The organism is Proteus sp. TJ1640, assembly GCF_003144445.1.
Classification (GTDB): domain Bacteria; phylum Pseudomonadota; class Gammaproteobacteria; order Enterobacterales; family Enterobacteriaceae; genus Proteus; species Proteus penneri.
The window spans coordinates 283,677-304,806 of the sequence record NZ_PENY01000022.1 but is presented as its reverse complement, the minus strand read 5'-3'; the positions used below and the strand labels follow the sequence as shown (position 1 = coordinate 304,806).

11 protein-coding genes are annotated in these 21,130 nt (G+C 36.9%); 7 read left to right on the top strand and 4 right to left on the bottom strand.

Features of this window, described 5'->3' with window-relative positions; translation table 11 throughout:
* Window positions 1-36 precede the first annotated feature (36 nt).
* The 3 genes from DK861_RS10710 to DK861_RS10700 are packed head-to-tail and all read right to left on the bottom strand — an operon-like array spanning window position 37 to window position 3,328.
* Entirely contained in the window at window positions 37-1,191 is a 1,155-nt protein-coding gene (locus DK861_RS10710) for a DUF4056 domain-containing protein (protein WP_109400073.1), read from the bottom strand.
* Window positions 1,191-2,333, bottom strand: coding sequence for a BamA/TamA family outer membrane protein (locus DK861_RS10705; RefSeq protein WP_109400072.1), 1,143 nt, complete (start codon window positions 2,331-2,333; stop codon window positions 1,191-1,193). The genes DK861_RS10710 and DK861_RS10705 overlap by 1 nt, the downstream gene beginning before the upstream one ends.
* Window positions 2,333-3,328: a hypothetical protein gene (locus tag DK861_RS10700; RefSeq protein WP_109400071.1), complete on the bottom strand. Its 996-nt coding sequence runs from the start codon at window positions 3,326-3,328 to the stop codon at window positions 2,333-2,335. Before DK861_RS10700 ends, DK861_RS10705 begins: the two co-directional genes overlap by 1 nt.
* Window positions 3,329-3,673: 345 nt before the next feature.
* Here DK861_RS10700 and DK861_RS10695 point away from each other — a divergent pair, with 345 nt between their 5' ends.
* On the top strand, window positions 3,674-4,129 hold the full coding sequence (locus DK861_RS10695) for a regulatory protein RecX (protein WP_109400070.1): 456 nt from the start codon (window positions 3,674-3,676) through the stop codon (window positions 4,127-4,129).
* A gap of 4 nt (window positions 4,130-4,133) precedes the next feature.
* Here DK861_RS10695 and DK861_RS10690 read toward each other — a convergent pair whose 3' ends face one another.
* Window positions 4,134-5,006, bottom strand: a complete 873-nt coding sequence (locus tag DK861_RS10690; RefSeq protein ID WP_109400069.1) for a LysR family transcriptional regulator — start codon at window positions 5,004-5,006, stop codon at window positions 4,134-4,136.
* Window positions 5,007-5,436: 430 nt separating this feature from the next.
* Here DK861_RS10690 and DK861_RS10685 point away from each other — a divergent pair, with 430 nt between their 5' ends.
* The 6 genes from DK861_RS10685 to DK861_RS10655 all read left to right on the top strand — a co-directional run bounded on the left by DK861_RS10685 (window position 5,437) and on the right by DK861_RS10655 (window position 21,014).
* Window positions 5,437-12,306: a neuraminidase-like domain-containing protein gene (locus tag DK861_RS10685; RefSeq protein ID WP_109400068.1), complete on the top strand. Its 6,870-nt coding sequence runs from the start codon at window positions 5,437-5,439 to the stop codon at window positions 12,304-12,306.
* Between the two features lie 55 nt (window positions 12,307-12,361).
* On the top strand, window positions 12,362-16,693 hold the full coding sequence (locus DK861_RS10680) for a SpvB/TcaC N-terminal domain-containing protein (RefSeq protein ID WP_109400067.1): 4,332 nt from the start codon (window positions 12,362-12,364) through the stop codon (window positions 16,691-16,693).
* Between the two features lie 62 nt (window positions 16,694-16,755).
* Window positions 16,756-17,073 (top strand): phage holin family protein, encoded by a 318-nt coding sequence (locus tag DK861_RS10675; RefSeq protein WP_109400066.1) that lies wholly within the window; start codon window positions 16,756-16,758, stop codon window positions 17,071-17,073.
* Window positions 17,070-17,459, top strand: coding sequence for a M15 family metallopeptidase (locus tag DK861_RS10670; RefSeq protein ID WP_072064414.1), 390 nt, complete (start codon window positions 17,070-17,072; stop codon window positions 17,457-17,459). Before DK861_RS10675 ends, DK861_RS10670 begins: the two co-directional genes overlap by 4 nt.
* The gene (locus DK861_RS10665) at window positions 17,456-17,812 is read left to right on the top strand and encodes a DUF2570 domain-containing protein (RefSeq protein ID WP_109400065.1); all 357 of its coding nucleotides are present in this window, start codon (window positions 17,456-17,458) and stop codon (window positions 17,810-17,812) included. The genes DK861_RS10670 and DK861_RS10665 overlap by 4 nt, the downstream gene beginning before the upstream one ends.
* Window positions 17,813-19,058: 1,246 nt before the next feature.
* Entirely contained in the window at window positions 19,059-21,014 is a 1,956-nt protein-coding gene (locus tag DK861_RS10655) for an RHS repeat-associated core domain-containing protein (RefSeq protein ID WP_109400063.1), read from the top strand.
* Window positions 21,015-21,130 lie beyond the last annotated feature (116 nt).

Sequence of the window (21,130 nt, the reverse complement as noted above, 5' to 3'; positions counted from 1 at the left end):
ATTAAGCATTTTTAATGTGTCAATTTTGTTTGTTATTTAGTCAATTTTTGTTGTTTTTGGTCTAGTTTTATTATCAATTTCACGCGCTTTTTCTGTTAAATCAGTAAAATCCACTTCACTCCAGTAGGTTTTGGGATGAGGTAAGTTCTCCATCTCTTTTGTTGGCCAAAGCTGAAATTCTGCTAATTGTTCTAAAACGTAACCAGAATAAGCATTTGGTAATGTGAGGTAGTGGGGTGACGTTGTTTCCTCAAAAGGTAACACGGGATAGCGTTGGTCTGAGATATGATAATCACGCATTAAAACTAAAAATTTATCAGGAACTCGTTGCTGACTATCCCACCATTGTCCATCAATAGCATCAAACCATTGTTGTGTTAATTGGCGAGGCTGAGCTTCTAACTGGTAGAGCGCAGAAGGAATAATACCTTGCATTGATTGATTATATTGCTCAAGGCTGGTGGCGTGGCCTTTTAAGATCAGTGTAAGAGAAAGCCTTGCGCCAATTAAATTGGAATAGAGATCTTCAGGTGAAAATGCTGAGATACCTTCTGAAAAACCGGGGACAGAACGAAAACCATACCATTGTGCAATTTCATGCCAGACAGCGAGGCGATAACCGAGGTGTGCGGCAAGATAGGCGCTTAAAGTATAACGTTCTAATTCGTTTTTAGGTGGCGTAAATGCATTAAAGTGGATCTTACGTTGTGCTAACTCATCACTTAGCGCTAATGTCCACTCTTGGCCTAATTTTGGAAAGATATGACTAAAGAGATAATAAGTATAATCTGCGGTGTCACGAATATGGGCGATATCTAGAAATCCCCCTTTGTGTGAATAAATTAAACCGGATTTTTCGCTTCCAATCCCTAATACTGCCACAGTACCGAGCCAAAAACTGTCGTTATAACGATGATTACCCAATGCAGAGGCTTCAACAACATTATCAATACGATAAAACGGGATAGGAATTTCGAACGCTTTAACTTTTAAGTTGTAACCAAAGGCACAACAAGGTCTTAAACCATTGGGTGCTGTTAACGGTGTAGGTGTTTGCCAAAGTTGTGTTGCTTCTTCGTGGGTAACACTATCAAGATTGGCATGCAGAGATTTAACCGGTGTGACTTGAGTGCAACCCGTAATAAATAAGAAGAAGACAATGGTATTGATAAAAAGAAACCGCTTAAACATCAAAATGCTTCACCTACTTGAAAATAGAATCCTGTACTTTCTTTACCGATACCAAAATCGAGACGTACATTCATGCGGGGTTTAAATTCAAATCGATAACCAATACCGATACTCGGCAACCAATGACCTTTACCTAAATCGCGCGCTTGATCGCTTAACGTACCGCCACCAACCCAAAGTGCAATGCCATGGCGCCAATCCAGTTTTTGGCGGTACTCTAATTGGGTTGAAAATACGTGATTATCTTGGTATCGACCTTCATAATAACCCCGCATTTGGTGCCCATTGCTTAGTTTTGACAATTGGCTCCAAGGCACATTGCCCGACGTAAAGCGTGCATAATTATCAAATGCTAATACCGCATTATCACTTAAAGGATAATAGTAGTTATATTGTATTTGGGTCGCATTAAAGCGATTATTACTGCCTGTTTTCGGTGAATAATGGGTATAGCTGATATCAAAAGCTTGACCTTGATAAGCATTCGGTAAGAAATCGCGACTATCGTAAGTAATGCGAGCTGTTATTCCCGAACTAGTTGAACGCAAAGGTAAATCGCGTGTACTCATATAGGCTTTAAAAGGATCATCGGGGGCGGCTGCTTGTAGATTGGAGTAATCCCACCCTAAGCCTATATAGGTGTTTTTGGTAATTTGGCGCAGTAAAGTCGGTGTTAGACGCAATTCTTGAGAGCGAAACTCACCAAAATGATCTTTTACTCGCCCTTCGTGATACCCCTCACCCCAATAATTGGTAGGAACGTTGTTTAATCTACCAGTGAGATAAAAGCGCCAAGTATCATCTGCTAAATAGGTGTAGTTGCTAAAGGTCATACCAAAAGCACCCGTTGATGAGCCAAAGCCACTTAATGAGAAAGACGAAATTTTGCTATCGGGGCGACTATCTGCTTGATAAAGCCCAACAAGGGCAATCCCGACACCAAACTCTAATTCTGGTGTATAAAAAGGGCCAGGTAATATTCCCCAGTCGATAGTTTTACTGCGATCGAAGTTATTTTCTCCCCCTAAGCCCACTAACCATTGGTCTATTTGTTGTCTATCGGGAAAAAGTTGGGCTTGTGCGGTGTGTGAAGTAAAGAGGCTGGCAAAAGCCAGCCCCAAAATAAAAGGGTATTTAACCATTAAAAACGGAACTCACCTGAAACAAAGAAGCTATTGCGGTTATTAAAACCGAGTTCTGTAATGACATTAAAGTTACGTGTGACTTCTAAACGTGCACCCACCGTTTGGTTCCATTTATGGGCGAGGTGTTGTTCAACATCGAATTTAACGTTCCCGATATCTAAATCTGGAGAATTTAAGAAATCATTTAATTTACCAGGTAAGCTCAGTTTACTTACATCACCTTTAAAACGTTGGGTAATATCTTGGTACATTGCACCTGTCCACACTTGTAGTTTAGTATTACCTTGGCCTGAAATTAGAGGTGAGAAAACAAATTCATAACCCACACGAGGTGAAATCACTAACGCTTTAATATCACCGTCTAAGATATCAAGATTCGTTTTGGTGTAGTTTAAATCAAAAGTACCAAAAAATTGGTTATAGCCCCCCGCTAAAGTAAAACCTGCACCATAAGTATTCCCTTTAAAATCTAAATTAAATTTTTCGTTTTCAGCTACAGGAAAAGGAAAGCCAAAATCAACAATAACTTGGTTGATAGTTGTACTAGATGTGCCTTTAGTTCTCCCATATACACCGTATAAATTAAGAAAAGGAAAAACCCAACTATCAAGTTTAAGCAAATGAGTTTCACTTTTCTCACGAGTGTGTCCTACATCAACCGTTACAACATCACTCATTTGTGGCCATTCACTAGCTGCAAATCCAATCTTATCCACAATAATATCTTGGCGCAGATTCATATAGCTATAGCTGGCACCAAAAGGCTCGGGTAAATCATAACCACGGGCACGGGCTTCATCGCCCCAAATCGGTAAAACGCGAGATTGGCTGGCAGGGGTACGAGTATCTAATGAACCTTCACTATTTAAAGCAGTACCGCCGGACTGGCTAACACTTAAAGAAAGCAGTGGGCGATCGCTATCCGCGTAAGAAAAGCCAGTCACAAGAAGGGAGGCGGTTAATACCACCTTATTTAAATTAGAAAAGTTCATATATAACCCACAGAAAATTAAAAAAGTAAGTAGTAAAAGATTAGTCGGAAATTTTAATCTTTTTCTTATTAATGATCACCAGCTATAAGTGCGATATACAGTAAGAGATGCTTATATTTTGCGTTATCATGGGATTATTAAGGGATTATTAAGTAAAAAACCTTATTTTTTCTAAGATAATCTTAATAAAAGTAGTCGATTTAAACTATAAAAGATAATGATTATTCTTATTTTAATTATTACTTTTTATTATTTCGATAAAATGGCTATCGAAATAAGTTATTTGGGCAATAAAACGTTATGATAATAGCTATATCCTATGAACGCTTTTAAGAAAGGACCGTTATGACCTATCAGGAGCTTTATCAGTACGCTATTTTTATGCTCTCTCGTCGTGATTACAGTACAAATGAGCTACAACGTCGAATCGAACGCCGAATTCGTGAAACTGAGAAAGATTCACCTACTGCCCCTGAATGTTTGCCTCAAGTAATCGAACGCTTACTTGAAAGCCAATATCTTGATGACAATCGAACTATTTATAGTTTCTTTCGTAGTTATTTAAATAAATCCTATGGGCCGTTACGTATTCGTCAAGAATTACGCCTAAAAGGATTCCCTTGCGAAATTATTGATCGTGTATTAGAAGAAACAGATACCGATTGGTACGCACTCTGCCAAGATCTTAAAGAGAAAAAATTTGGTACAGGCAAACCCAAAGATTTTAAAGAGAGAGCCAAACAAATTCGCTATCTGCAATATCGAGGGTTTACCTCTGAATATATTAATTCACTGTTTTAAGTCATTAACGTAGTGTCATTGCAATATCGGCTAAATTTTTATTATTTTCTTTTTTAAAATAGACTTTTTGATGTAAGAAGAAGTCAAAAGGAAAAGGAGATCGTATAAATTGTACTTCATCGTTTGTGATGGTTGAAATATAGTCAATATTTTCGGGTATAAAGCAGTAACCCTCGCCCTCATCAACACAATGTAAGACATCTGCCATCTCCGTTAACCCTAACGTGTGATATTGATATCCCTTATTTTTTAGTCTTTCTAAAATGGTTGTAAATATCGGATTCCGCAAAGAACTGTTTCTTTGTATTAAAGTTTCTTTGGCAAAGAAGGTTTTGGTATCTGGATATTTTTCAATCAGCTTTTTATTTACTAATAAACCAACCTTTTGTGTGCATAAATTAATCGCATTGATTTTTTCATAAGAATAATCAAACTCAAGAGACGAAATAACAAGATCAAACTCTTTATCAAAAAGTTCTTCGTTAATATTATCGATACAACCATCTTCTAACGATAAGTTATATTGATTGTTTTCTTGTCGGATCTCCAATAATTTTGTTTTTAAGTCAGGATAATAAAGACCATCTAACTTGATACAAAGCGAGGTATTCTCCTCGTTTGAGTTCATTATTTGATTTTCAATTTTTCGGATTTTTTCATAATAAGGATACAAACGGTTATAGAGTGATTTTCCCGCAGGGGTAAGATCCATCCCATTTTTAGAACGTTTAATCAGTGACTTACCCAATTGGCTTTCAAGTTCATTAATACCATGGCGTAGTGCGGATGGGGTAACACGAGTTTGTTCCGCTGCTTTTACTAGGCTCTGACAAGTCGCAACAGCAAAGAACTGGTTTATTTTTCGTGAGAAAAACATTCAGACATTCTCCACAAATCATATAAATCTCATATAAATTATTTTTTAATAATCGCCCTGAGTGATATTTTTATATTGATGTTTATCAATAATGATTTTTTAACGACTAAAAATGAAAAAATTCAAAAGCTAAAGTTAAAAAACGATATTATTGACTAATATTAATAATAAATAGTTGTATTTTTTATAAAAAACAAAATCAAATGATTGATTGCTTTTTATCAATATATTTTACTTGTTGTTTATCTCTATTTTTACGCTTATCTTTTAATTGAAAACAGTAATTAGTCGGTAAAGAATAAAAAAACTCAATAGTAGCTTATAAAAAAGTCAATTTTCTTATTTTTTTTTCTTGATATTTTAATTCTCGAGATGAAATACAGATTTTACTCTCTCTATTTTGAATTAACTTATATTAGGAAAATATTTAATGAAAAACATTAATACGCTTTTAACAAAAATGAAGACGAATACATCAGACATGATCTCGCTTAACGATTTAGTACCATTATCGCTTCATGAAATTTATGCACTTAGTGAAGAAAAACTCAGTTGGCATGAAGCAAAAACATTATATAAAGAAGCGCAAAAAGCTGCCAAAATGAGTAAAATCAATGAAGCGCACTATTTAGCACGTCGTAATCCACAAGTGCAAAATGCAGTGGCTTTAGGAATGCGATCTCAGATTGCTCAAAGTAATACATTAGAAAATTGGATCCCAAATCGAGATAACCATTATGTCGATTCTAAATCTGTAGCATCGATGTTTTCGCCTGCGGGTTATTTAACAGAACTTTATCGTGAAGCAAAAGAAATACATGCTGAAGACCCAAGACATCACCTTAATAGACGCCGTCCTGATTTAGCAAAATTAGTACTTTCTCAAGAAAATATGGATAAAGAAATTTCAACACTGTCTTTATCAAATCAAATATTAACCACAGCATTACAACATAAATTAGGTAATGATAAAGATTTATTTCAAGAACTAGCAATAAACCGTACAATGGGTGAAAATCCTTATCATCAACCTTATCAAACTATTCGAGAAACATTATTATTACGCGATGGCTTGGTTGATAAATTAGTGAAAGCTAAGGATTCTCTTGATATTTTGGATACAGAATGGATCTCAACAATTATTTCATCGATTTCTCCTGAGTTATATACTATTTTAACAGAAGTAATTTCTGAAAATAATATTGATGAACTAGTAGAGAAAAATTTCGGAAATAAAGATATTAGTTTAAAAAACAATCTAAGATTTTTATCTGAATATTATTCCATTCCAGAAGAAGAAATATTACCATTATTTAACACACTTAAAGTAAATAATAAATTATCTTCAAAAGGCATGTTGATCTTAAATAAAATTATTCGCTTGCATAAAGCAACGGGGATCTCTGTTGATAATTTAATTATTTTAATTAAAACAAAAAATAATGATAACAATATTGATTCTGAGGTGATCCGCTCTATTCTTCATGTGCAATATATTATGGAGAAATACAATATTAATATTGAACAATCTATAGTGCTTAATGGTGCTAATATTAATGAAAAAACATTAAATAATTCCTTGTCTCTATTTGATGTTTTATTTAATTCTCCTCCTTTAGGTGAATTAAAATTTATTGCAGATAATAAAGCACTTGATTTTAATTCATCATCTCCAGATGATATTATACGTATTAATACCTTAAAAAGAGCATTTCATGCCGATGATATTGGTATTGCTGCTATGTGGAAATTAGCTTCTGGTAAAACAACGGAATTTACTTGTTCTATAGAAAATATTTCACTGTTATATCGAGTATATTTATTGGCAACAGTACATGGCCTAGATATTTATACTCTTTCTTTATTACTCGATATGTTGTCAGATCCTTTTAGTAAACCCATTAATCAACAATCTTCATCGGATGATGCGGCTAATTTAATTTATACAATAGATAATTATTTAAAGTTTATTCAAGATTATAAATTGAATATTCCTGAACTATATGTAATGACGGCAAATAAATATGATTTGCGCTATACAAATGAAATAAAAAATCTTATTGAAGAATTAATGAATGTTAAGTTAGTTAATAATGCTTTATTATATCCACAGACAATATTAGAATCTTATTTACCTATAATATCTTCTTATTTTCATATTTCTTCTTTAAAGCAAGCTGGTTCTGTATGGATTGCTCTGGAATCTACAGCTTCATTAAATTTAACTATTTATGATTTTGTTGATTTTATCAATAAGGAAGATAAAACACGAGAGGATAAACATGATATTATTACTTATATACAAAATTTATGCCAAATGATCGCTATTTTTGCTAAAATAGGCTTAAATGAAGATGAGATAGATATATTGGGGGGGCAACGTGCGATTGGTAATGAAATGATTCTTCCAAATATCAAGTCAATAAAAGATTTATCTGATTTTCATCATTTTTATTTAGATAAAATAAGTAATAAAGAGGAGCTGTTAAACATTATTGTAGGTAGAGATAGAGCTTCAATTTTATCAAAAATATATAAAGTTAGTGAAGATGTAATTAATCAAATAATCTCTCTATTGAAACTTGATGATGTGATTAAATTTGATAATATCAAAGAAATTTCTAGCTATGTTGATATGGTTAAAGTTTTTAATATTACACCAAATAATTTTGATTTATTAACTAAATTAAAATTTTCCATAAGTGGTAATAAAGAAGAAGATTATTTGAATTGGGATAGAGTCAGTAAAAACTTACAAAGTGGATTAAACGCTCAACAAGCTATTTTACTAAAAAATAAAATGGATGAAAAAAAGAGTGTTGCATTATGTGCATTTTATATTAATCAGTTTAGTGAGTTAAATTTAGTAACTAGTGATGATGTTTATTATTATTTACTGATTGATAATAAGATCTCATCTGAAATAAAAACCACAAAGATAGAGCAAGCTATTGCAAGTATACAGCTATATATCAATGAATTTTTATCCTTAGATATGAACGCTAATCACACACCTATTAAATCTCGTCAATTTTTTATAGATTGGGATAAATATAATAAGCGTTATAGCACTTGGAGTGGCATCTCTTTATTAACTTATTATCCTGAAAATTATATTGATCCTACAGTACGTATTGGTCAAACTAAAATGATGGATACGCTGTTACAGACGATCAGTCAAAATAGCATTAATAGTGATACGATTGATGATGCATTTAAAACATATTTAACTTCTTTTGAACAAATTGCTAATTTAGATGTAATTAGTGGTTACCATGATGGTGTGACATTAGAAGATGGAAAGACTTATTTTATTGGTCATAATGCATCAGAAAAAGCAAGTTATTATTGGCGTAGTGCAGATCATAGTAAAATAAAAAAAGGTGTCATGGCAGCAAATGCTTGGACTGAGTGGACGAAAATTGAGAATGGTGCTAACCCTTACAATAATTTAATTCGCCCTGTTATTTTTAATAATCGATTATATGTTGCTTGGATTGAACGTAAAGAAGTTGAAAATAGAGAAATTGAAAATAAAGAAAAAACGACGTCTGTACCAATTTCTAAGCAGGCACATTATAGTTTAAATCTATCTCATATCCGTTATGATGGAACTTGGAGTTCACCTATTGATTTCCAATTTTCTAATAATATCATAGAGAAAAAAGAAGGGAATTTTCATTTAAGCTATGATCAAGAGCTTGATAAATTATACTTTTTAACTTATATCACTAAGGATACCTATGATGATGTAAATAAGGAGTATAATGTTTATTCTATTGATAATGAAATGATATTTTCTAATATATCGGACTCAAATAAAGAAAATGCAGAAAACATTTATATTAATGTGAAATCTGAATTTGACATAGTTGGTAAAGAATCCATTAATAATGTTAATAACAAATTTATGTTGAGAGGAAAATTTGCTTATTCTATCTCTCATGATCCTATTGATAATATAAAAACAACTGATTCTAAAAATGTTTCTCTTTCAGGCAGTTTAATTAATGGCGTAAATATAGAATCGAAAAATGAAATGTTATCTTGTTATCTTTCTGCTTTTATTAACTGTGATGTTAATTATGGACATCTTGCTCCTGCATCTATTAAAGATATTTTTAAAGGTTTGTTAAAAGATGGGGCTCTATTAGAGGATATTGTTTATACTTCTGGTAGTGTCGGTAAATTAGAAACTTTGGCTTTTAATATAAAAACTAATTACAGTTATTATTTGGGTTTTGATATTAATACAAATACAGTTTACTTCTTTATTTATGATAATAATAAAAATGCGGTAATTAAAGGCTCAGATATTAATAATGGAGAAGATTATAACGTAGAACTGGCTTTTTTCACTAAACAGTCAAATGATTTATTAACTTATACATCGAAAAATGAAATCGCCTTTACACTTTCTAATGAGTTAGGCGATGTATCGTTACAAAAATTTTTAAACATAGAAACGCCAAGATTTCTTTTTTCTGTTTCAGGTAAAATAAAGAGTGACTTACTTATGGGAGCATATGGGAAAATGATATCTTACCCATTAACTATTAGTAAGAGTGATTTAAATAAAGTTATCTATACTGATGATGAAATGGTTGAAGATATTAAGATAATATTATCTTCTAATCCAGATAATAAAGTCACCTATTCCCTTGAACAATGGTCTAAAGCCAATACTTCTTTAAATGAAGGCAGTAATAGCTTCAATAGTAAAAATAATGTACTTAAGCTTGATGTGCCGCTAAGTGAATTTAATGATGATGGTGAATTAATATTAACTACAAAAGTAATAACGGTTAATAAGAAACAAAAAGTTATTTCTGAAATCTTATGTTCTTTCAAAGTTAGTGAATTGGAAAATATAAATGAAAGTGTTATTAGCTTAAAAACAAATCGAAAACATGCTCAATATATGTCAATGACAGTAGCAAATAAACCTTTGTTAGTACGTTTAAATACGTTATTTGCACGCCAATTAGTCAAACGTGCGAATAAAGGAATTGATGCTATTTTAACATTAAGTTCTCAGAGGCTACCTGAACCTGCTTTGGATGAAGGTGCTGACGTACCGATGGATTTTAATGGTGCTAATGCCCTCTATTTTTGGGAACTGTTCTATTACACTCCAATGATGTTAGCAAATGTGATGTTAGAAGGGCAAAATTACGATGAAGCTAATCGTTGGCTACGTTATGTATTTAGTCCAATTGGTTATATTGATAGTGATACTCATACTCATCGTGTTTGGAATTCGCAGCCATTGTTAGCAGATATAGCTTGGGATAATGACCAATTGGATTCAACCGATCCTGATGCTGTGGCACAAGCTGATCCAATGCACTATAAGCTGGCTACGTTTATGAAGTACCTCGATATTGTTATAGCAAGAGGAGACAGCGCTTATCGTCTACTTGAACGAGACTCTTTAAATGAAGCTAAAATGTGGTATGTGCAGGCGCTGAAACTGTTAGGTGCTGAAACAGAATCAGTCAGTGACACTATTTGGTCTGCACCAAAACTAATTGATGCAGCATCAAAAACAACCTCAACACGCGTAATTCATGAAGTGTGTGACGATGGGGAGTTACCGCGTACTGCAAATACCTTAACTTCGGTTTTTTTACCGCAAATTAATGAAAAATTAGCGCAGTATCGAGATATATTAAAAGCTCGTTTATTTAATTTACGTCACAATTTATCGATTGATGGACAACCGTTGTCACTGCCAATTTATACGACACCAGCAGATCCTAAAGCACTGCAAAATGCTGCCGTGTATCAATCACAAGGTGGTGGTGGTTTACCAAATGCAGTGATGCCAACACAGCGCTTCCCTGTTATTTTAAATAGCGCAAAATCCGTGGTAAATCAGCTAATGCAATTTGGTAGCTCACTTTTTAGCATTACAGAACGCCAAGATGCACAAGCATTGTCTGAATTATTGATCACTCAAGGTAGCGAAATTATTCTGCAAAATATCAAATACCAGCAGAAAACGCTGGAAGAGTTTGAGCATAATAAAAAAGCATTACAGGATTTACGTTCAGGTGCTGATAAACGCCTTACTTATTATAAAAAATTGTATAACCAGAATATTAGCACACGAGAACAACAAGCCATGGATCTCTATTTGAGCTCTTCTGTGTTAAATACCGCAAGCCAAGGGCTCAATATGGCAGCAGCGGCTGCAGATCTTGTGCCAAATATTTATGGTATGGCTGTCGGGGGATCACGTTTTGGCGCTATTTTTAATGCAACATCAATTGTTCTGCAATTATCAAGTTCTGCCACCCGTATTTCCGCAGATAGATTAAGTCAATCAGAGTCTTATCGTCGACGTTATGAAGAGTGGGGCTCATTATGTGACACCGCACAATCCGAATTAGATCAGTTTGATGCTCAACTTGCCGCATTAGAGGTTCGTCGACAAGCGGCGAAACTGCAGTTAGATAGTATGAAGTTACAACAACAGCAAACACAAGAGCACTTAACCTTTTTGCAAAATAAGTTTACCAATAAAGCCCTGTATAGCTGGTTACGCAGTAAATTAATGGCGATTTATAAACCTTTTTACGACTTAACTGTTTCTCGTTGTCGTATGGCAGAATTGGCTTATCAGTACGACTTAGGTGAAACACAAACCTTTATTCGTCCAAGGGCATGGCAAGGTAACTATTCCGGTTTGATGGCGGGTGAAAGCTTAATGCATAACTTGATCCAAATGGAAAACAGCTACTTTGAAAAAGATAACCGTGTATTGGAAATCACCAAGATTGTGTCGTTGGCCGATGTGTATCAAGGTTTAAGCAGCAATAAGTTTGGTTTTGAGCAAGTCGCTGATGTGATTAACAAATCGAAAACACAGCTTGGTACGGCTGAAAATGGTATTAGCTTAAAAGACGGACAGCTACAAGCCTCTATTAAGCTCTCTGACTTAGCAATAGAAAAAGATTATCCTGCTGATTTAGGTAAATTGCGTCGCGTTAAACAAATTAGTGTGACATTACCTATGTTGACAGGTGCCTATCAGAATATTCGTGCAGTGCTGAATTATGGTGGTAGTGCAGTGAAACCTCGAGGCTGTAGTGCGATTGCGATTTCTCATGGCATGAATGACAGCGGTCAGTTCCAACTGAATTTTAATGATGATCGTTATCTACCATTTGAAGGTTTACCAGTGGATGATACCAGTACACTGACTTTAAGCTTCCCTGATGCAACAGATAAGCAAAAAGAGATGTTACTGACATTAAACGACATCATTCTCCATATTAATTACACCATTCGTTAATTATCTAAATCTTAATTAATTACAGGCTCCTTACGGAGCCTGTCAGGAGTTCTATATGCAAAATTCAGAGAACTTGGCCTTTGATGTGCCAAATTTACCGAAAGGCGGTGGCGCAGTCACAGGGTTAACGGGCAATATGGGCGCAGTCGGCCCTGATGGTGCTGCCACTTTTAGCTTACCATTGCCCATTAGTAAAGGTCGTGGTTATGCCCCTTCTTTAAGCTTAACCTATCAAAATCAAGCAGGTAACGGCGCATTTGGGTTTGGTTGGTCTGTCGGTGTGATGTCGATTCGTCGTCGTACTTCAAAAGGCGTACCGACTTATACACAATTAGATGAGTTTGTGGGTGCTAATGGCGAAGTGATTGTGCCGATTATCAATAAGAACGGTGAAGTTGAAATTGCGCAACGGGATGAGTTATTTGGCGTAAAACTTGCTCATCAATATCAAGTTATTACTTATCGCTCTCGTGTTGAGAAAAGCTTTAGTCGTTTTGAGCTTTGGTCATTACATGAGGAGAATGCCCCTGCAAATATCCCTACTCAGTTTTGGGTGATGCTGAATGCAAACGGTGATGCTCATTTGTTTGGCTATGAAATAACGGCACAGATTGTGGATAGCCAAAACCGCGCGCACATTGCGCAATGGAACCTGAATGCGTCTGTTTCTGCAACAGGTGAACAAATTGAATATCATTATCGTGCTGAAGATGAACAGGGGTGTGATCAACAAGAAATTCAATCGCATGTGAATGCCAATACACAACGTTATTTAGAGAAAGTGTATTACGGTAATCCGGTGGGTGAACGTGTTTTTTCTTGTGTCAAATCCGATAATACATTATCGAAAAACGCCCTGTTTGTGCTGGTGTTTGATTACGGTGAACGCAGTAGTGGGTTAGCGACTTATCCTCAATGGCAGAACAATTCAGCATGGGCATTACGTAAAGACTGTTTTTCTCTTTTCCATTACGGTTTTGAAGTACGCACTCGCCGTTTATGCCGCCAAGTGTTGATGTATCACCGTCTTGAAAGCTTGGAAAAACAGGCTGCATTAGCAGAAACTCCAGAGTTAGTTGCTCGATTAACACTGACTTATGACGAGTCGGGATCGGGTTCAATTTTAGTTTCGGCGCAACAATCTGCGTTTAACGATAATAAAGATGCTCAGTCGTTAGTCACATTGCCCCCTGTGAAATTTGATTGGCAAATGCTAGGTGCGACTAAACAAGCACAATGGCAATTATTGGATGAACTGGCTTCTTTTACACCGCAACAGCCTTATCAATATGTCGATTTATTGGGTGAAGGGCTTGCAGGTGTGTTGTATCAAGACAGTGGTGCTTGGTGGTATCGCGCACCCATCAGAAAAGAAGATAAGCAAAACCCAAATGCGGTCACTTGGGACAAAGCGAAAAAACTTCCCATTATTCCATCATTACGAAACTCAGCCATGCTGACGGATGTAACAGGTGATGGAAAACTGGATTGGTTAGTGACACAAGGTCATGCCAATGGTTATTACACTCAGGATGAAACGAAAGCAGAAAGTTGGCTGAATTTTGTGCCACTTGATGCATTACCTGTGGAATATTTTCATCCTAGAGCGGAAATGACTTCATTAACAGGCAGTGGTTTTGCTGATCTCGCCTTAATTGGTCCTCGTAGTATTCGTCTTTATGCTGGCTCTGCTCAAGGTTGGAAAAAAAGCAAAGAGGTGATGCAGGCTGAAGGCGTAACGTTACCCATTAAAAACGTCAATCGTCGTACCTTAGTGGCATTTAGTGATGTGTTGGGTTCAGGTCAGCAACATTTGATTAAAGTGGATTACCAAGGTCTGACATGTTGGGTTCATTTAGGTGAGGGGAAATTCAGTTTACCTATCACTATTCCTGGATTTTCTGCCGATCGCCTTAAATTCAACCCTAATCAACTCTATTTAGCGGATCTCGATGGTAGTGGTACCACTGATATTATTTACGCTCAATCGACCCATTTAGAAGTGTATTTTAACCAAAGTGGGAAACAATTTGTGCGTGGTGATGATATCGCATTACCTAAAGGGATACGTTTTGATAGCCATTGCCAATTACAAGTTGCTGATGTGCAAGGTTTAGGAATTGCTAGTATTTTACTGACAAAATCGTATCCAACACCACAACATTGGGTGCTTTCTTTACAAAATCAAAAACCGTGGTTATTAACATCGATTAATAACAATATGGGTTTGATTCAAACTCTGCACTACCGTAGTTCAGCGCAATATTGGCTGGATGAGAAATTGGCTCGTCAACAACAAAATAAAAAGAAAGCGGTTAGCCATTTACCTTTTGCGCTGCATACGCTGTGGAAAATTGAAACTATTGATGAAATTACGCAAAGCCGTTTAACACAAACTTACCACTATCGTCATGGTGTTTGGGATGGTAAAGAAAAAGAGTTTCGTGGTTTTGGTTGTGTTGAAATGACCAATGCAGAGTCATTTAAAAGTGAAGAAGATCTGGCAGATAAAACGCCAAGTGCGTTAACTCGACAATGGTTTTTAACAGGAAAACCCGTCGTTGATACCCAAATGCCTGATGAGTTTTGGCAAGGCGACGATGCTGCATTTCCACTGTTTTCACCTCGATTTACACAAGGTGAAGGCAGCTCAGAAAAAGCCTGTGATGATGCTATTTATCAGGAACATGCCTATTGGTTTGAGCGTGGGTTACAAGGTCAGTTACGCAGAAAAGAAATCTATGGGTTAGATAACGCAGTGGTTGCTGATGTGCCTTATGCTGTCACTGAACAACGACCACAAGTGCGTTTAATTGAAGCGCAAGGGCGCTCGCCAGTCGTGATGCCGTCTACCGTGGAAAGTCGAGCCTATCATTATGAGCGTATTGCTTCTGATCCTGTTTGTCATCAACAGATCACCTTAGAGCAAGACGACTATGGTTTTGTTTCTAAAGCCGTTTCGATTAACTATCCAAGACGCGCTAAGGGGGCGAAAAATCCTTATCAGCATTACGAAAGCCTGCCAGAAACGTTATGGACATCAAGTTATGACGAACAACAACAGACACTACGTTTGAGTTTATCGCGTCAAGCTTGTCATCATCTTATTCATCCTGAAAAACAGGTTTACCAACTCGGAGTGATTGCCTCAAGTCGTCAAGATGTTTTGACATTTGGGGCTGAAAAACAGCCGAAAGAAGGATTAAGTGCCGAAGCCTTATTAGCAGCCAATAATTTGCTGACACAAAAAGCAGGATCAGTCTTTGTAGGGCAACAGCAGCTTGCTTATATGGATGCTGAAGGTAAAGCGACATTATCAGAACCTGATTTCCCTGTGCGTTTGGCCTATAGCGAAACGGCGGAATTAGATGAAGAAACCGCAAACGCTATTTCACATCCTTATCCAAATTTAAAACTGGATAACATTATGAAAAATGCAGGTTATCAGCAAAAAGCGTATTTATTTGCTGATGAGTCAGAAAAAGGCAAAACGCTGTGGGTGAAACCATTGTTAGGTATTATCCAATATGGTTCATTAGCACAATTTTATAAGCCTCTGATTTATAAGAAATCTGCATTGTCCTGTGAATATAAATTATTATGGGATAAGCAATTTTGTGCACTCATAGGCAAAGGATCACCCTTAAATACACAAGATTTCCATCTTACTTACGATTGGCGCTTTTTATCACCTAACACAATAACTGATGAAAATAAAAACCTTCATCAAGTGACTTTTGATGGCTTTGGTCGGGTGATCACAACCCGTTTTTCAGGCACTGAAAATGGTAAACAAAGTGGATATAGCGATAAAACGTTTGTGATGCCAAATACGGTAGATAAAGCCTTAGCATTAACTACGCCACTGCCGATTGCCACAGGATTTGTTTATGTTACGGATAGCTGGATGTCAACATCAGCAAAATTGCCACCTCATACACTGCAAATCATGACTGACCGTTATGACAGTGATCTACAGCAACAAATTCGCCAACAAATCGCCTTTAGTGATGGTTTTGGTCGCTTATTGCAAACCTCTGTCAGAGTAGAAGCTGGTGAAGCCTTTTTACGTAGCGATAATGCAACACTAATGGTTGATAAAAATCAGCGAGCACAACAAAAGAGCACTGCGACGCGTTGGGCGACGTCAGGTGAAACAGAATATGACAACAAAGGAAATGTAAAGCGGGTTTATCAGCCCTATTTTCTGAATGATTGGCGTTATGTTTCGGAAAGCTCATCTCAGCTTAATCGTTTTGCTGATACTCACTACTATGACGCATTGGGTCGTTTATATCAGGTTATTACTGCCAAAGGTTATCAGCGTAATACCCTTGTGACACCTTGGTTTATTGTGCAGGAAGATGAAAATGACACTTTAACATAAGGTGATGAAATGCGGGTTATTGACTTCTCTCTCTCTAACCCGCTTAACGTAGGAATTTTATTATGCTGGTCTCAATCCCATCTGAAAGTGATGCACTCGCTTGGATGATTATCGGTGGATTTTCAGCCTGGGGAGGTATCGTGAGGTATTTAATGGAAATAAAACAGAAACAAATAAAGTGGTCTTGGTGTGGAATTACAAGCCAAGTGGTTATCTCAGTTTTTACTGGACTATTAGGGGGCTTGTTAAGTTTTGAAAGTGGTGCAAGCCGTTATATGTCTTACATGATTGCAGGACTTTTTGGCTCAATGGGGAGTACAACACTGATTTGGTTGTGGCACCGTATTTTGGGTGTGAACAACCTTAAGGAGCCGAAATGAATACCTATACATTGAGTCAACGAAGCCAAAATAACCTAAAGGATGTACATCAAGATCTTGTCCGCGTTGTCCATTTGGCACTGACATTCAGTCCATATGATTTTGTGGTTATTGAAGGCGTGCGTTCATTAGAACGTCAAAAAGCACTCATAAAAGAGGGCAAAAGCAAAACACTGAATAGTCGCCATTTAACGGGTCATGCAGTTGATATTGTGCCATTAGTAAATGGTGCGATCCCTTGGCAAGATTGGTCTGCATTTGAATCAGTATCAAAAGCCATGAAACAAGCATCTTCCCAATTAGGTGTTTCAATTAATTGGGGGGGAAATTGGGTTTCATTTCGCGATGGGCCCCATTACGAGTTATGCCGTGAGGCATACCCATGAATATAAGCACTTTTTTACGTTTGGGGGTTAAGTGGGGGGGAGCGCTCATTGTTGTTGTTACATTGCTGGTTATTCGTTATCAACATAACCAAATAAATCGACTTTCTGAGCAAAATAGTCAGCTTGAATATCAACAACGCACGTTGCAATCACAATTAGTGCAATGGCATCAACAAGCAGAAAAAGTTTCGGAAACATTAACGCGCCAACAAAAGGAGCAACACTATTTAGAGGAAGAAAATCATGCGATACGCCAAGAGTTACGGCAAATTTTGGCTCAAGCGCCTTGTGCTAATGAGTCTGTGCCTGACGCTGTTATCCAGTTGCAGCAAAACACCCTTAACCGTCGTTAAAGCGCCAGATAAGTTTGTGCCCTCACATTTGTTACAGCCCTGTTCAGCGCCGTTTTTTAATGTGCAATTGTGGGGGGATTACCCTGATTATGTGGCGCGTTTGATGTTTGTATTAGAGAAATGCAATACCGATAAAAAAGCGGTGGCAGAAATATTGGCAACAAAAAGTTAGCTCGGTACCAATGCGCTAGATAATAAAAAACATGCAAACTAAGGAATTATAGAAATATGCCAAATCAACAATTACACATAAGAACGCCAACGGTGGTGGTGCTTGATAATCGCGGATCAACAATCCGTGAAATAAACTATTGTCGTCATCCTGATACGGTTAACCAAACCGATGAGCGTATTACTCGTCACCATTATCATGCTCGCGGTTATTTAGAACGCAGCATTGATGCAAGACTGTATGACTCACAACAGTTAGACGCCAGCATTCAGCCTAATATTCAACAAACGGTGAGTTTAGGGAGGGCATTATCACTTTCACAAGGTGTTGATAATGGGAATAGCTTTAATTTGAATGATATTGAAGGCACAGTTGCACAGCAGATTAATGCAAAAGGAACAGTCACAGCTTATGAATACAGTGATAAACAATTTGAACGTTATTTAGAACAAGTAAAAGAGGGAAAACTGGATGAAGGCAGTATTGCCGTAGTACAAAAATTTAAATGGGGACAAGGAAACGCGAGTGAGTTAATCGATACCAACCAAGTTGGAAAATGTATTGAACATTTTGATACTGCGGGTAAAAAAACGTATCGCCGTTATTCGTTACACGGCGCAGTGATATCAGAAACACAACAGTTTGTGACAGATAATCATATTGATTGGGCTCCAAGTCGTGAAGCCAGTATTGAACACACCGAAAAATACACGACGGAATATCGTTATGATGCCACAGGTACGGTATTAACAGAAACCGACAGTACAGGCCATCAACGCCGTTTTGCTTATGACGTCGCCGGTTTTGTTAAACAATCTTGGCTAACCTTAAAAGGGCAAGCAGAACACGCTATTTTACGTTCACTCACCTATTCAGCCGCGGGGCAAAAACTGCGNAAAAGGGCAAGCAGAACACGCTATTTTACGTTCACTCACCTATTCAGCCGCGGGGCAAAAACTGCGTGAAGAGCAGGGTAATGGTTTAGTCACCACCTATGAATATGAGCCTGAAACCCAACGTTTGTTGCAGGTTAAAACAGAGCGCCCTCAAGGCCACGCTTTAGGGGCGAAGATCATGCAAGATCTGCGTTATGAGTACGATCCGGTCGGCAATATTATCTGTCTGAAAAATGATGCTGAAGCAACGCGTTACTGGCGTAATCAAAAAATTGTGCCTGAAAATCGTTATGTGTATGACTCGCTGTATCAATTAGTGAGTGCAACGGGTCGTGAATCTGCCAATCAACAAACACCCGCTTCAATGCAATCTCAGCCAATTACTACGTTAGTGAAAGATACACAAAGCTATACCAATTACTCCCGCTTATACGCTTACGATAGAGGCGGTAATTTAACGCAAATTCGCCATAATTCATCGATTGCACGGCAAAGTTTTACTCAAGATATTACCGTTTCAAATAAAAACAATCGCGCCTTATTAAAGTCACAATGTTCAGATCCAAAAAACGTGGATAGCTATTTTGATGAGAGTGGTAATTTAACCCAACTTCTTAATGGGGATGCGATTATTTGGGATAGCCGTAATCATCTGAAAGCCACTAAAGAGATAATGGAAAGTGGGCATCTGTCTGAGGGCGAAACCTATCAATATAACAGTGCGAGCCAACGTGTGACGAAAATACGCGGGCGCAAAGTTGCTGACGGTGATTTAGAAAAGGTCACTACGCACTATTTACCGAATATTGAACAATGGGAAGTGAGCACAAGTTCTGTGACAGAGAAATATACCGTTGTACAAATTCAAGCAGGCACGAGTGCAAAAGTCAGGGCGCTGTGTTGGGAGATTGGCTCACCGAAAGGGATTGAAAATAACTCACTGCGTTATAGCTATGATGATGGTATTGGCAACAGCGGATTAGAAACCGATGGTCGAGGGCAATTAGTTAGCTATGAAGAGTATTACCCTTATGGGGGTACAGCCATTTGGTCCAGCGAAAATGCGGTAGAGGCGGATTACAAAACCATTCGTTATTCAGGAAAAGAAAAAGATTCTACAGGACTTTATTACTACGGTTACCGTTATTATCAACCGTGGATTGGTCGTTGGCTAAGTGCCGATCCCGCAGGGACGATTGACGGACTTAATTTATATCGAATGGTGCGTAATAACCCAGTGACATTGCATGATCCGGATGGACGAGCGCCCACACCTTCAACCGCATCGACTTCTGCAACAACAAGTGAGCATTTTATCAATCGATTACCGACTTCATTTCATGAAATAAAAACAAATGATCGGGGGGAGAAGACTATTAAAAAGGCTGAGGCTTGGAATCAAAAAAATTCACGAGATTTTAAAAGAGAGACTCACTATACCGCCAGTAAGTTAGGTTCGTATTTTACGCTCTATTCAACCCCGGATTCTCCATCAAAACAACTTATTGTTACTGCCGATGGCGGTTTTACCTTAAACCGCGGCGCCGTTCCAATACCCGATGGGGTGACATTAAAATTCTTAAATCCACACAGGACTAACTTAAAGGACCCGAGTATTAAGAACCTCGCAATAAATAAGAAGTATACGTTATTTTCCATTTCCAATCATCGTCTAGATTTTCATAATCAATTCGCGGTTGAGCAAATGGAATTGTTGGGAATAAGGACAGTAACAGGCGCGTATAACGATACAATTTGGAAAGAAATTGAACCGTATAATAAAATGCATTGGGAAGCAGCAGAAAACGATAAGAATAGTGTAATTAATATTACAAATTATATATTAACCAAATATGCGGACGATACACCCGATAGAATAAGTGATGCATTGGCTGTCAATCGGGCGATTACACAAACAGTTCAAGATCAAACAGTAAAAACGGATATTGTCGCCGTAAATAACCGGACTCTTTTTGATGGGTTCACTATACCTTCAATAACGTCAATAGGAGCGCTTTTCAAGGAGTTAAAGAAAAATAATATTCACTATGACAATATTGTCTGCTCATTTTGTCGTGGCGAAGTTTGTAGATCCAATATGAATTATAATCCTAAACTGCAGAGACTAGAATAATCTTATTGTAACTCGATTAATAATGATTAGAGGCTAAGGACTAAGTGTGGTTAATTTAATCACAAGGTATTTAACCTATAAATAAATTAATAATATATCTTAATAAACAAAGGTAT